This window comes from Brevundimonas sp. (assembly GCF_965227765.1).
Taxonomy (GTDB): Bacteria; Pseudomonadota; Alphaproteobacteria; order Caulobacterales; family Caulobacteraceae; genus Brevundimonas.
Map to the genome: position 1 here is coordinate 1,688,927 of NZ_OZ245778.1, position 12,539 is coordinate 1,701,465.

At 67.6% G+C, this 12,539-nt stretch carries 13 protein-coding genes; 7 read left to right on the forward strand and 6 right to left on the reverse strand.

The window, feature by feature from the left end; genetic code table 11:
- The first annotated feature begins 64 nt into the window (after window positions 1–64).
- Window positions 65–457: an NADH:ubiquinone oxidoreductase subunit NDUFA12 gene (locus tag ACO05L_RS08110; protein WP_421728675.1), complete on the forward strand. Its 393-nt coding sequence runs from the start codon at window positions 65–67 to the stop codon at window positions 455–457.
- The gene (locus ACO05L_RS08115; RefSeq protein ID WP_421728676.1) at window positions 457–1,110 is read left to right on the forward strand and encodes a DUF2155 domain-containing protein; all 654 of its coding nucleotides are present in this window, start codon (window positions 457–459) and stop codon (window positions 1,108–1,110) included. The genes ACO05L_RS08110 and ACO05L_RS08115 overlap by 1 nt, the downstream gene beginning before the upstream one ends.
- On the opposite strand, the gene aat is transcribed toward ACO05L_RS08115, so the two are convergent.
- From aat to aroQ, 4 genes are all read right to left on the reverse strand, one after another.
- On the reverse strand, window positions 1,077–1,682 hold the full coding sequence (aat, locus tag ACO05L_RS08120) for a leucyl/phenylalanyl-tRNA--protein transferase (RefSeq protein ID WP_421731656.1): 606 nt from the start codon (window positions 1,680–1,682) through the stop codon (window positions 1,077–1,079). The genes ACO05L_RS08115 and aat overlap by 34 nt on opposite strands.
- An 83-nt stretch (window positions 1,683–1,765) precedes the next feature.
- Window positions 1,766–3,118 carry an acetyl-CoA carboxylase biotin carboxylase subunit gene (accC, locus tag ACO05L_RS08125; RefSeq protein ID WP_421728677.1) on the reverse strand — a complete coding sequence of 451 codons (1,353 nt, stop codon included), beginning with the start codon at window positions 3,116–3,118 and terminating at the stop codon, window positions 1,766–1,768.
- A 7-nt stretch (window positions 3,119–3,125) separates the two neighbouring features.
- Entirely contained in the window at window positions 3,126–3,635 is a 510-nt protein-coding gene (accB, locus tag ACO05L_RS08130) for an acetyl-CoA carboxylase biotin carboxyl carrier protein (protein ID WP_421728678.1), read from the reverse strand.
- Window positions 3,636–3,653: 18 nt separating this feature from the next.
- On the reverse strand, window positions 3,654–4,127 hold the full coding sequence (gene aroQ / locus ACO05L_RS08135) for a type II 3-dehydroquinate dehydratase (protein WP_421728679.1): 474 nt from the start codon (window positions 4,125–4,127) through the stop codon (window positions 3,654–3,656).
- Window positions 4,128–4,234: 107 nt separating this feature from the next.
- Here aroQ and thiS point away from each other — a divergent pair, with 107 nt between their 5' ends.
- The 5 genes from thiS to ACO05L_RS08160 all read left to right on the forward strand — a co-directional run bounded on the left by thiS (window position 4,235) and on the right by ACO05L_RS08160 (window position 10,214).
- The gene (gene thiS / locus ACO05L_RS08140; RefSeq protein WP_421728680.1) at window positions 4,235–4,432 is read left to right on the forward strand and encodes a sulfur carrier protein ThiS; all 198 of its coding nucleotides are present in this window, start codon (window positions 4,235–4,237) and stop codon (window positions 4,430–4,432) included.
- A gap of 116 nt (window positions 4,433–4,548) precedes the next feature.
- Window positions 4,549–6,969, forward strand: coding sequence for a membrane-bound PQQ-dependent dehydrogenase, glucose/quinate/shikimate family (locus ACO05L_RS08145; RefSeq protein WP_421728681.1), 2,421 nt, complete (start codon window positions 4,549–4,551; stop codon window positions 6,967–6,969).
- A gap of 65 nt (window positions 6,970–7,034) precedes the next feature.
- Window positions 7,035–7,829: a thiazole synthase gene (locus ACO05L_RS08150; RefSeq protein WP_421728682.1), complete on the forward strand. Its 795-nt coding sequence runs from the start codon at window positions 7,035–7,037 to the stop codon at window positions 7,827–7,829.
- 75 nt (window positions 7,830–7,904) lie between these two features.
- Window positions 7,905–8,408, forward strand: a complete 504-nt coding sequence (locus tag ACO05L_RS08155; RefSeq protein WP_421728683.1) for a DUF3224 domain-containing protein — start codon at window positions 7,905–7,907, stop codon at window positions 8,406–8,408.
- A 93-nt stretch (window positions 8,409–8,501) separates the two neighbouring features.
- Window positions 8,502–10,214: a hypothetical protein gene (locus ACO05L_RS08160; protein ID WP_421728684.1), complete on the forward strand. Its 1,713-nt coding sequence runs from the start codon at window positions 8,502–8,504 to the stop codon at window positions 10,212–10,214.
- Between the two features lie 12 nt (window positions 10,215–10,226).
- On the opposite strand, the gene ACO05L_RS08165 is transcribed toward ACO05L_RS08160, so the two are convergent.
- Both ACO05L_RS08165 and ACO05L_RS08170 read right to left on the reverse strand, forming a co-directional pair.
- The gene (locus ACO05L_RS08165; RefSeq protein ID WP_421728685.1) at window positions 10,227–11,021 is read right to left on the reverse strand and encodes a thioredoxin domain-containing protein; all 795 of its coding nucleotides are present in this window, start codon (window positions 11,019–11,021) and stop codon (window positions 10,227–10,229) included.
- 47 nt (window positions 11,022–11,068) lie between these two features.
- On the reverse strand, window positions 11,069–12,493 hold the full coding sequence (locus tag ACO05L_RS08170; RefSeq protein ID WP_421728686.1) for a M48 family metalloprotease: 1,425 nt from the start codon (window positions 12,491–12,493) through the stop codon (window positions 11,069–11,071).
- Between the last annotated feature and the right edge of the window lie 46 nt (window positions 12,494–12,539).

Below are 12,539 nucleotides of genomic sequence, written 5' to 3' on the forward strand. Positions count from 1 at the left end.
GTTTCTATGATCGCGACCGCGTCGCCGCCCCGGTTCGGGTGCGGCCGGATGACGGGATTTCAGCGTGCTCGACAAGATTTTCACCTGGTGGAACGGCGCCACGATCGGCACACTGTTCACGATCGCCAAGCGCGGCGTGCTGGTCGGGACCGACGAGAACGGCAACCGCTACTACCAGTCGCGCGACAACATCAGCTACGACGGCCGCAAGCGCCGCTGGGTCGTCTATGAGGGTTATGCCGAGGCGTCCAAGGTGACGCCGGACTGGCACGGCTGGCTGCGCTATACCTATGACGAGCCCCCCACCGTCGCGCCCCTGAAGCGTCGTCGCTGGGAGCGGGATCACGAGCCCAATATGAGCGGAACGCCCCTGGCCTGGAGGCCTCAGGGTTCGCTGGCCAACGAGGGTGTGCGCCCTGCGGCGACCGGCGACTACGAAGCCTGGAAGCCCGAGTGATGCGGTACGGGCGTCTGCTCGTCACAGCGGCGGCTCTGACCCTGGCGGTTGGTGGCGGCGGCGTGGTCGCGGCCGGACTGGCCCAAGCTCCCGCCCAGGATGCTGCACCGGCGCCCGCCGATCCCGTAGGCGATATGCTCAGGAACGCACCGCCTGTAGAGGCTGCGCCCGCCGCCACGGCTGCGCCTGTGGCTCCCATCGCCATTACGCCCGTGGGCCCGCTCGAGGCGCTCCCCAAGGCTGAGGTATTGGCTGTCGCCGAGGACGCCAAGGCCGAGGACAAGACCCCAGAGGCTGAAAAGGTCGTGGAGCCCGAGACGCCCCTGCCGCGCCAGCGCCGCCGGGTTGCGGTCGTCGAGGCCATCGACAAGATCACCGCCGAACGGATGCGGTTCGAGGTCGAGGTCGGCGGTCGCCCCGTGCGTTTCAACAACGCCTTGATCTTCAGCGCTCGCGCCTGCGAGGTGTCGGCGACCAACGAACTGGTCTCGGATGCCATCGCCTATATGGACATCAGCCTTCAACCGCGTGGCACGGCGGTCCAGACCGAGCCGCGCAGGCTGTTCCGGGGCTGGATGTTCGCCTCGACGCCGGGCGTCAGCGGCCTGCAACACCCGATCTATGACGCCTGGGTCGTGGGCTGCAAGGCGTAGAAGACCGCCCGCTCGCCGCTGATCGGCTCGAACAGTGACGGCGTATCCGGCCTGATGTTCAGCGCCGGGGCCAGGCGTTCCAGATAGTCCGCCTGAGGGGTCTCGACGGCGCCGAACTGGCTCAGATGTTCGGTCAGGAACTGCGCGTCCAGCAATCGCCAGCCGCCGCGCTTCATGCGCGCCACCAGATGCACCAGGGCGACCTTTGAGGCGTCCGTCTCTCGGCTGAACATGCTTTCGCCGAAGAAGGCGCCGCCCAGGGTCACGCCGTACAGGCCGCCGACCAGCCGCTCGTCCTTCCAGCATTCGATGCTGTGCGCCCGCCCCATGGCGTTCAGCGCCAGATAGAGCCTGCGGATCGGGCCGTTGATCCAGGTGTCCTCGCGCCCCGGCGCCGGGCTGGCGCAGGCGTCCAGCACGGCCGCAAAGGCGGTGTCGACCCGGACCGCGAACGGCTCGGCCCGGACCTTGCGGCGCAGGCGCGACGGGATGTGAAAGCCGTCCAGCGGGATGACCCCGCGCTCCTCCGGTTCGACCAGGAAGATGCGCGGATCATCGCGCGCCTCGCCCATGGGGAAGACGCCGGTGGCGTAGCATTGCAGCAGCTCGGCCGGGCCGAAGCCGCCGAAAGGACCCCGATCGGCGCCCGTCTCCGTCAGGCCTTGGCCGCCCGTTTCGCCGCCCATTTTTCCAGCCAGTGGATGTCATAGTCGCCGGACAGGATGTCGGGCTCCTGCAACAGCTTCTGGAACAGGGGGATGGTCGTGTCGATGCCGCCGATGACGACCTCGTTCAGGCTGCGCTTCAGACGCGCCAGGCATTCTTCGCGGTCGCGACCATGGACGATCAGCTTGCCGATCAGGCTGTCGTAATAGGGCGGGATCGAATAGCCAGCGTAGATGGCGCTATCCAGCCGCACGCCCAGACCGCCGGGGGCGTGGAAGTCGGTGATGGTGCCGGGCGAGGGGGTGAAGGTCTCGGCGTTCTCGGCATTGATCCGAACCTCGATGGCGTGGCCGTCGAAGTGGATGTCGTCCTGGGTGAAGCTGAGCGGCAGGCCCGCGGCGATGCGGATCTGTTCGCGCACCAGATCGACGCCGGTGATGGCCTCGGTGACGGGGTGCTCGACCTGCAGCCGGGTGTTCATCTCGATGAAGAAGAACTCGCCGTCCTCCCACAGGAACTCGATGGTGCCGACGCCCAGATAGCCGATGGCGGCGATGGCCTTGTTGACCGTCTTGCCGATCTCGGTGCGTTGAGCCGCCGACAGGGCGGGCGAGGGGGCCTCTTCCAGCACCTTCTGGTGGCGGCGTTGCAGCGAACAGTCGCGTTCGCCCAGGTGCACGACGTTGCCGTGGCTGTCGGCGACGACCTGAATCTCGATATGGCGGGGCTTCTGGAGGTAGCGCTCCATATAGACCGCGCCGTTGCCGAAGGCGGCCAGCGCCTCGGATTGCGCCGTCTGGACGGCTTCGACCAGATCATCGGCGGTCAGGGCCACCTTCATGCCGCGTCCGCCGCCGCCCGCCGCCGCCTTGACGATCAGGGGGAAGCCGATGGCTTTGGACGCCTCGATGGCGTCCTCAACGGTCTCGACCTCGCCCTTGGAGCCCGGAACGACGGGGATGCCCGCGTCCATCACGGTCTGCTTGGCGCTGATCTTGTCGCCCATGACCCGGATATGCTCGGGTTTGGGACCGATGAAGGTCATGCCGTGGGCTTCCACGATCTCGGCGAAGCGGGCGTTCTCGGACAGGAAGCCATAGCCCGGGTGGATCGCCTGGGCGCCCGTGATCTCGGCCGCCGCGATGATCGAGGGGATGTTCAGATAGGACTTGGCCGCCGGCGCCGGGCCGATGCAGACGCTTTCGTCGGCCAGCCGCACCCACATGGCGCCGCGATCGGCTTCGGAGTGTACGGCGACGGTGGAGATGCCCATCTCCTTGCACGCCCGGTGGATACGCAGGGCGATTTCGCCCCGGTTGGCGATCAGGACCTTGGTGAACATGACGGCCTCAGGCCTGCAGCAGGACGAGAGGTTCGCCGTACTCGACGGGCTGGGCGTCACCCACCAGGATGTCGGCGACGACGCCGTCGCGCGGAGCCTGGATCGGGTTCATGGTCTTCATGGCCTCGACGATCAGCAGGGTCTGACCCTTCTTGACCGTGTCGCCCGCCTTGATGAAGGGCGCAGCCTCGGGCGAGGCCTGCAGATAGACGGTGCCGACCATCGGCGACTTCACCTGCTCGCCGGCCTTGGCCACGATCGTGGCGGGGTCAGAGGGCATGGACGCGGGGGCGGCTGCAGGAGCGGCGGCGACAGGTGCGGCCTGGGCCGGGGCGGCGGCGTACTGGACGACCGGGGCGGCGGTGATCTCGCGCGCCACGCGGATGTGCAGATCACCGCGCTCGACCTCGATCTCGGTCAGGGAGGTGTCGTTCAGGATGTCGGCGAGCTGCCGCACCAGAGCGGTGTCGATCTCGGATTCGTTCTTGAGCTTGGCGGGCGATTTCGCATCGGCCATGGGTTCAGTGCCTTCTTTTTATGCTTTGGACGAACGGGCGGCGGTGGCGGCCCGTTCCCGGATGAGCTTCAGCGCGGCCTTGACGGCCAATTCATAGCTATGGGCGCCGAAGCCCGAGACGACGCCGGTCGCGACCAGCGAGACATAGGTCTTGTGCCGGAAACGCTCGCGCGCCGCCGGGTTGGAGAGGTGGCATTCCACGATCGGGATCGACAGGGACTTGAGTGCGTCGAGCAGGGCGACCGAAGTGTGGCCGTAACCGGCGGGGTTCAGCACGACGGCGGACGCCTGGGTCCGCGCCTCCTGCACCCAGTCGATCAACTGACCCTCGTGGTTGGACTGATGAAAGACGATTTTCGCGTCCTCAGCGGCCTGTTCACAGAGCGCCTGAACGTCGGCCAGGGTCTCGTAGCCATAGATTTCCGGCTCCCGAACCCCGAGCAGGTTGAGATTGGGGCCGTTCAGGACGTAGATGACGGGCGTTTCGGGCATCAGGCTGCTTGGAGTCTCCGGGCTCTGTCAGCCGCGTGAATCGGGCGGCCTTTTAACTGACGGATGGCGCGGGTCAAAGCGCGCCTTGATTGAGTTGACGTAAAGCTATGCAGATTCAAGTCAACGGAGATAGGCGCGAAGTGGCGGCCGGGACGATTCTCGACCTCGTCAGCGAGATGGGCTTGGACCCGCGCAAGGTCGCCGTGGAGCGCAATCTGGAGATCGTTCCCCGGTCGCTGCACGGTGAGACCCGCCTGGCCGAGGGCGACCGCATCGAACTGGTCATCTTCGTGGGCGGTGGCTGAGCCGCGTTTTCGCGTTGTCTGCCGGCGCTCGGTGAAAACAGGTCAGTCCTTGCCGGGAACCCGCTCATGCGCGGGGGGTTCGACCTAGAGTGAACCGTCACGCTGGAGACTTTCCGATGCCCATGGGTCGTAATCCGCAAGGAGCCGCCGAGTGGGCGGTCGGCGCGCTCGGCGTCATATTGACGCTCATCGGCCTGGTTCTGGTGATCGGCGGAGGGATGCTGATCGCGGCGGGCGGCTCCTGGTATTACCTGCTGGCCGGTGTGGGCCTTGTGGTCAGCGGCTTCCTGATTTTTCGACAGCAGTTACTCGGCGCCTGGGTTTATCTCGCCGTGTTCGGCCTGACGGTGCTGTGGGCCTTGTGGGAAGTCGGGCTGGACGGTTGGGGGCTGGTGCCCCGCGTCATCGCCCCGGCCGTCCTGCTGGCGCTGATCATCGCCGCGCTGCCCGTCCTGAAGGGTGGGCGTGAGGGGCGCAAATGGGCCATCGGGGGCGGGGTCGCCTTCGTGGTCCTAGCCGGGCTGTCCGGGGTCGTGGTGGCCCAGACCAACGCCTTCAAGGTCGATGGACCTCTGCCCGGCCCGTCGCCCTTCGCCTCCAGCGATCCGGACGCCATTCCCGTCGGCGCAGACTGGCCGGCCTATGGCGGCAGCTATCACGCCCAGCGCTATTCCCCCCTGAACCAGATCACGCCCGAAAACGTCGGCAAGCTGGAACGGGTCTGGTCCTTCCATACGGGCGACCTGCCGGGCGACCGGCCCGCGGCCCAGAACAAATACGCTTCCGAGAACACGCCGCTGAAGATCGGCGACACCCTGTACGCCTGCACGGGCAAGAACATGGTCGTGGCCGTCAACGCCGCGACTGGTCAGGTCAAATGGCGCTTCGATCCGGGCGTGGACGACGCCGCGATCCCCTACACCGCCGCCTGTCGAGGCGTGAGCTACTATGTCGTGCCGAGCGTCGCCGCGACCGATCCCTGCGCAACGCGAATCATCTGGGGCACGCTGGACGCGCGGATCGTGGCCGTCGACGCCCGCACGGGCCAGCGCTGCCAGGGCTTTGGCCAGAACGGGCAGGTCAATACGGCAGAGGGCATGGGACCGACCGTCCCCGGCATGATTTCGATCACCTCGGCGCCGACCATCGTTCAGGGCGTCGTCGTGACCGGCCACCAGATCCTTGACGGCCAGCGCCGAGATGCGCCTTCGGGCGTCATCAAGGGCTTTGACGCCGTCACGGGCGCGCTGCGCTGGGCCTGGGACATGAACCGGCCCGACATCAACACCACGCCGCCAGAGGGCCAGATCTACACCCTGGGCACGCCCAACATGTGGACGACCGCTTCGGGCGATGAGCGGCTGGGCCTGGTCTATCTGCCGCTGGGTTCGACGGCGGCGGACTACTGGTCCTCGGACCGCACGGGCCCGCAGCTTGATTATGCGACCTCGCTGGTGGCGCTGGACGTCAACACCGGCAAGCCGCGCTGGCATTTCCAGACCGTGCATCACGACGTCTGGGACTATGACCTGGGGTCTCAGGCCACCCTGGTCGATTTCCCGACCGGGGCGGGGACCACGCCCGCCGTGGTCCTGCCGTCAAAGCAGGGCGACATCTATGTGCTGAACCGCGAAACCGGCCAGCCTCTGACCCAGGTGGGGACGGTCCCGGCGCCACAGGCGGGTCTCGAGCCGCAGATGCGCACTCCGACCCAGCCGATCTCCCTGTTCCACACCCTGCGCCGCCAGGACGACCTGACCGAACGCCAGATGTGGGGGATGTCGCCGATCGACCAGATGATCTGCCGCATCCAGTTCCGCAAAGCCTCGTATGACGGCTTCTACACCCCGCCCGAGGCTGATCGGCACTATATCCAGTACCCCGGCTATAACGGCGGTTCGGACTGGGGCGGCATCGCCATCGATCCGGCGCGCGGTGTGATCGTGGCCAACTACAACGACATGCCGAACTACAACATCCTGGTGCCCAGGGCGGAGGCCGACGCCAAGGGCTGGTTCCCGCGTGGCGACCCCCGCGCGCGCAAGGGCGGGGCCGAGGGCGCAGGCGACCCGCAGGTCGGCGTTCCCTATGCCGTCAACGTCAACGCCGGCTGGCGGATGCCCTTCACCGGCCTGCTGTGCAAGGAGCCACCCTATGGCGGCATCCGCGCCATCGACCTGAAGACCGGGCGCCAGATCTGGGATCGCCCCCTGGGCACGGCGCGCAAGAACGGGCCGTTCGGCATCCCCTCGGGCCTGAACATGGAGATCGGCACGCCCAACAACGGCGGCGCCGTCGTCACCGCCGGCGGCCTGATCTTCATCGCCGCCGCGACCGACGACCTGATCCGCGCCATTGACCTGAAGACCGGCAAGACGGTGTGGACGGCCAGACTGCCCGGCGGCGGGCAGGCCACGCCGATGACCTATGAGGTCGGCGGCCGCCAGTACGTGGTCATCGCCCCCGGAGGTCACCACTTCATGGAGACGCCTGTGTCCGACGAGGTGATCGCCTATGCCCTGCCGCAGGGAGGCTGATTGAGCGACTGATTGGAGGCTGGGCGAGGTTTCGCTTCGTCGCGACCGAGAGTAGGAACGGGGACATGAACGCTCATGTCCCCGTTTCCGCATCCGATACCTGGACCGTCGCCGGTCGCACCTTCACCTCGCGCCTGATCGTGGGCACCGGCAAATATGTCGACTATGCCCAGAACGCCGCCGCCGCCGAGGCTGCGGGCGCCGAGATCGTCACCGTGGCCCTGCGGCGGGTGAACCTGTCGGACCCGAGCCAGCCCATGCTGGTGGACTATGTGAAGCCGGATCGCTTCACCTTCCTGCCCAACACCGCCGGCTGTTTCACTGGCGAGGACGCGGTGCGGACCCTGAGGCTGGCGCGCGAGGCGGGCGGCTGGGGACTGGTCAAGCTGGAGGTGCTGTCCAACTCGGCCCACCTCTATCCCGACATGGTGGAGACGCTGCGAGCGCTGGACCTGCTGGTCAAGGACGGCTTCGACGTCATGGTCTATTGCACCGACGACGTGGTGATGGCCAAGCGGCTTGAGGATGCGGGCGCCGCCGCCGTCATGCCCGCCGCCAGCCCGATCGGCTCAGGCCTCGGCATCCAGAACCGCGTCAACATCCGCCTGATCGTCGAACAGGCCAAGGTGCCCGTGCTGGTAGACGCCGGCGTCGGCACGGCCTCTGACGCCACCATCGCCATGGAGCTGGGCTGCGACGCCGTGATCGCCAACACCGCCATCGCCGCCGCCCGCGATCCCATCCTGATGGGCAGCGCCATAAAGCACGCCGTCATCGCCGGACGGGAATGCTATCTGGCCGGGCGGATGCCGCGCCGGATGTACGCCGATCCGTCGTCGCCCCTGGCGGGCCTGATCTAGGCGTCCAGCGTCTGAGCAGTTGACGAGGGTTCCGTTGCTGGGCAGGATGTTCTCCTATTGTTCAGGGGGGATGCCATGCTGAAGACCTTCACGCCGCGCGGTCTTATCGCCATGATCCTGGTTTTCGCCGCCGCTGCGGCCCTGGCGATCGGCGTGGGTCGGGCTCAGGCCCAGGAGAGTGGAACCGTGCATCACGCTGTCGGAACGTTTGAGGTCGCTGTCGTCCCTGCTGATCCCGAAGTCGTCGAGGCCGGTCTGGGGTTCAGTCGCTACACCCTGAGCAAGACCTTCAGAGGCGGCATGAGCGGCGCCGCCGTCGGTCAGATGCTGGCGGGCGGGCCGAGCGCTCAGACGGCGACCTATATTGCGCTCGAACGTTTCGTCGGCGCGCTGGATGGCCGCGAGGGAGCCTTCCTGCTGGCGCATCGCGGCGACATGAGCCCCGAGGGCTACAGTCTGGCCATCACGGTGGCGCCGAACTCGGGGACCGGGGCGTTGGCTGGCATTGCGGGCGAGTTTTCGCTGACCATCGCCAACGGCGTTCACAGCTACGACCTGGCCTATACCCTGCCTCAATAGGCTTCGGCACGCGTCTTCGGGCCGCGGTTCCTCGTGGTTGGATTGCGCGCAGGATTGAGCCAAAGTGCCGGACGAAGTCTGGGGAGGCGATCCATGCGGTTGAAACTGGCTCTGTTGGCGGCGACCGCGTCGGTTCTGTGTCTGTCCGGGCCTGCGGCGATCGCCAGCGCCACGGCGGACGCAGCGCAAGAGGCGGCGGCTCTGGCCCTGGTCAATAGTCCGCAGGTCTGCGCGCCGGCCGGAACGTCCGAGTCGGCTGATCCCGTCGCCGACATGGTCATGGTCGATGGGTTCGGAACCGGTGGTTTCGCTGTCGACACCAAGAACCCAGAGGCTCAGGCCTGGTTCGACCACGGCGTCCGTCTGCGCTGGGCCTTCGAGCACAAGGAATCGGTCCGGGCCTTTCGCAAGGCGCGGCTGATCGATCCGACCTGCGGCATGTGCGCCTGGGGCGAGGCCTGGGCCCTGGGTCCGAACCTGAACGGCGGCGGCAACGACGAAGACTCGCTCGTCGCCGCGCGCACGGCGGCCCAGCAGGCGCGACGTCTGGCGCGTGACGCCACCCCGGTGCAGCGCCAGATGATCGACGCCCTGATCCAGCGCTACTCGGGTTTCAAGAGTTCGCGCGGCGTTCGCTTCGCCCGCTCGATGGACCGGATCGCCCGCCGCAATCCGACCGACACTGCGGTGGCCTCGGTCACCGCCGACGCCTGGATGCTGAACGCGGACGAATGGTGGGACCAGGATGGCAAGGCCGCCGATCCCGGCATCACCCGCGCGATGTCGATCCTGGAATCGACCCTGGACCACGCGCCTAACGATCCGGGCGCGATCCACCTCTATATCCATCTGACCGAATGGTCGGACGACCCGCACAAGGCCATTCCCTATGGCGAGCGGCTGGCCGCACTGGCGCCCGGCGCCAGTCACCTGGTGCATATGCCGTCGCACACCTTCTACCGCGTCGGCCGCTATCGGGACGCCATGAAGTCCAACGTCAACGCCGTGGCCCTGGATCAGGCCTATGAGGCCGCAGCGCCTCGACCGGGCGGGATCGCGGACGGGATGCCGCTGCACGCCCACAACATCCATTTCGGCATGGGCGGCGCCCTGATGGCGGGCGGGGCGGAGGACGGGTTGAAGTTGGCTGACCGCTTCCTGTCGGTCTATCCGAACGTGGCGTCGGACAACCCCTGGCGTCAGATCATGGCCAATGACGCCTACGCCCTCTATGGCCGGTTCGCCGACCAGACCCGTGTAGCGGCCCTGGAACAGCCGCCGGAGGCCAAGCCGCTGCTGCGCGCCAGCTGGCATTATGCGCGGGGCGAGGCGGCGGCGCGGCGCGGCGATGCGGTCGCGATCCGCGCCGAGGCCGCAGCCATCGCCGCCCTCATCCCGACCCTGACAGGCCCCAAGGCCCAGGACATGAAGGACTTCGCCGAGGTCTCTCAGCGCGTGCTGGAGGGACGTGCGGCCATGGTCGAGAACAACCCGGCCGCCGCCATCGCCGCCTTTACGCGCGCCGCCGAAATCCAGGCGGCTGGCGACGGGGAGGGTGGGGATCCGCCGATCATCTGGTATCCGACCCGTCGCAGCCTGGCTGCCGCCCTTCTGGCCAATGGCGACGCCGCCGGGGCGAGGGCCAAGATCATGGAACTGCTGAGCGACTGGCCCGCCGACCCCTATAGTTACTACGTCCTGGCCCAGGCTGAGACGGCGCTGGGCGACAGCGCCGCTGCCGAAGCTGCGATGCGTCAATCGCGCGTCGAATGGATCGGCGGCGACATGGACCTCAAGCTGGCCTGAGCCGAAGGAGGGCTAGCCTGCCTTGGCCGCCTCGATGGCGCGGGCGACTTCTTCCGGCGCGATGCTGGCCGTCGTCTTGCCGTTGATCAGGAAGGTCGGGGTGCCGGTGAGCTTGAACGCCGCCGCCGTGGTGTGGATGTCAGCGATGTGGCGGGTCGTGTCCGGCGAGGCGATGGCTCTCTGAGCTGCAGGCGCCGCGACGCCGTGCTCGGCCAGGATACGGTCGATCCCCTCGGGCGTCAGGCTGCGCTCGGCCATCAGTGCCTCATAGACCTCCAAATACTTGCCCTGCTGGTGGGCGGCCAGGGCGGCTCGAGCGGCGTATTGCGAGACAGGCGGGCCGTCGCGATCCAGGATCGGCCAGTCCTTGAACACGAACCGCACGTCGGGGTGGGCGCGCATGAGGCGCAGATAGTCCTCGGACACCGCCTTGCAGCCGGGGCAGCGGTAGTCGAAGAACTCGATCACGGTCACCTTGGCGTCGGCCGGACCGAACGCGGGGTCGCGCGGGTCGGGCCGCAGCAGGGCGGGATTGGCGGCCACGGCGGCGTTGATAGCGTCGACCCGGGCCCCGTCCTCGCCCGACTGACGCGCCGCGACGACCTCGTCCAGCACCTCGGGGTGGGCGATCAGATACGACCGCACGCTGCCGCCCAGAACCTCGCCGCTGAAATAGGGGGCGACGGCAAAGCCCAGGGCCACGACCGAAATGGCCAGCGCCGCAAAGCCGAGAGTCCGCGACGTCAGAGCCCCGCCAGTCGGGTGGGAGGCGTTATCGGTCTCGGTCTTGGGGGCGTCGTCGGTCATGAAGTCTCTTGCTTGAAGGCAGGTGTCGGGAGTCGGTGTCTTGGAGATCAGGCGCTGGGCGTAGCGCCGGGGGCGATGACGCCGGTCGGACGGCGGTTTTCCTGGCGCCGGTCCAGATCCTGAATGTCCTGGTCGGTCGCGCCAGAGGCCAGGACGATGTCCACGGCGCGGCGCCATTCGATGGTGTTGCGGTCCAGCATATTGCGGGCGCGCAGTGCGAACTGGGTCGCCTGCCGATCATCGCCAGCGGCGAAGTAGAGCTCGGCCGAGGCCAGCCGCGCCTCGCCCTCCTTGCCCTGGGCGGCGAAGGCCTGAGACAGGAGACGCCAGGCCAGGGTGTTGTCGCCCTCGCGCGCCACGGCGGTCTTCAGCTCTATGATGGCGCGATCGAGGTTGGCGGGGTCGTTGGTCTCGATTAGGGCGTGGGCCAGGTTTATTCGCAGCAGGGGCGCCTCGGGCATCAGGGCCACGGCGCGGGCGTGGCTGTCGATGGCGTCGCCGGGGCGGCCTTCCTCAAACAGAATCTGGCCCTTGAGTTCCCACAGGTATGGATCTTCCGGCTTTTCGGCCAGCAGGGCGTCGACCCCGGCGATGGCGCGCTCGGTCTGGCCGTCGCGGTAATAGCCGATGGCGCGAGCGTATCGGCTCGGATAGTCGGTCGCCGATGCCGGAAAGTCGCGCAGGGTCTGGTTCGGCGGGTCCATGAAGGCGTGGATCTTGGCCAGGATCAGGGCGTGCTCGGCCATCCGCTCGGGGCTGTCCTGGTGGTTGTAATGAGCGGCGGCCTCGACCGGACGACGCAGGGCCTCGATCCGCTGGCCCGAGAGGGGGTGGCTGCGGAAATAGGGATAGCGCCGCGCGTCCGAGAAGACTTCCTGCGAGCGGAAATTTTCGAAGAAGGTGACCAGGCCCCGGCCGGATTCGCCGGCGGCCTCCAGGGCGCGTGCCCCGGTCAGGTCGGCCTCGCCCTCCTGGCTCTGCATATAGCGAAGGGCGCCGAGCGTGCCGAAATACTGGCCGGATCCCAAGAGGGCCGCGCCCGCGCCCGGCTGGCCGGCGGCGATGGCCAGTGCGCCCAGGGCCATGGTCATGAAGAAGGGTTGTTTGCCCGCGTTCTGGGCCCCGTCACGCAGGGTGTGGCGGTTCTTGATATGCCCCGCCTCGTGCGCCAGGACGCCGAGCAGCTCGTTTGGGTTCTTGGTCTGCAGGATCAGGCCGGTGTTCACGCCCATGATCCGCCCGCGCGTGGCGAAGGCGTTCAGGCTGTCGTCGTTGATCAGCAGGATCTCGACCTGGGCCGGATCCAGACCCATCGTCACCAGGACCGGGTCGGTCCATTCGCGGATGATGCCTTCGATCTCGGTATCGCGGATGGCGCCTTGGGCAGACGCAGGACCAGCGACCGCCAACGCAAAGGCGGCGGCCGTGGTCGAAGCGACCAGGCGGGAAACGACGCGAGCAAGGGTGTTCAAGACGAACTCCTCAACCGACCGACGCCCCCGCCGTGGTCACCAATCT

Bases quoted from the DNA above. Each gene is read 5' to 3' on its own strand.
- accB (WP_421728678.1), bottom strand. From the start codon at position 3,635: ATGGCCGATGCGAAATCGCCCGCCAAGCTCAAGAACGAATCCGAGATC.
- ACO05L_RS08115 (WP_421728676.1), top strand. From the start codon at position 457: ATGCGGTACGGGCGTCTGCTCGTCACAGCGGCGGCTCTGACCCTGGCG.
- ACO05L_RS08150 (WP_421728682.1), top strand. From the start codon at position 7,035: ATGAACGCTCATGTCCCCGTTTCCGCATCCGATACCTGGACCGTCGCC.
- ACO05L_RS08165 (WP_421728685.1), bottom strand. From the start codon at position 11,021: ATGACCGACGACGCCCCCAAGACCGAGACCGATAACGCCTCCCACCCG.
- thiS (WP_421728680.1), top strand. From the start codon at position 4,235: ATGCAGATTCAAGTCAACGGAGATAGGCGCGAAGTGGCGGCCGGGACG.
- ACO05L_RS08160 (WP_421728684.1), top strand. From the start codon at position 8,502: ATGCGGTTGAAACTGGCTCTGTTGGCGGCGACCGCGTCGGTTCTGTGT.
- aroQ (WP_421728679.1), bottom strand. From the start codon at position 4,127: ATGCCCGAAACGCCCGTCATCTACGTCCTGAACGGCCCCAATCTCAAC.
- ACO05L_RS08145 (WP_421728681.1), top strand. From the start codon at position 4,549: ATGCCCATGGGTCGTAATCCGCAAGGAGCCGCCGAGTGGGCGGTCGGC.
- aat (WP_421731656.1), bottom strand. From the start codon at position 1,682: ATGGGCGAGGCGCGCGATGATCCGCGCATCTTCCTGGTCGAACCGGAG.
- accC (WP_421728677.1), bottom strand. From the start codon at position 3,118: ATGTTCACCAAGGTCCTGATCGCCAACCGGGGCGAAATCGCCCTGCGT.
- ACO05L_RS08155 (WP_421728683.1), top strand. From the start codon at position 7,905: ATGCTGAAGACCTTCACGCCGCGCGGTCTTATCGCCATGATCCTGGTT.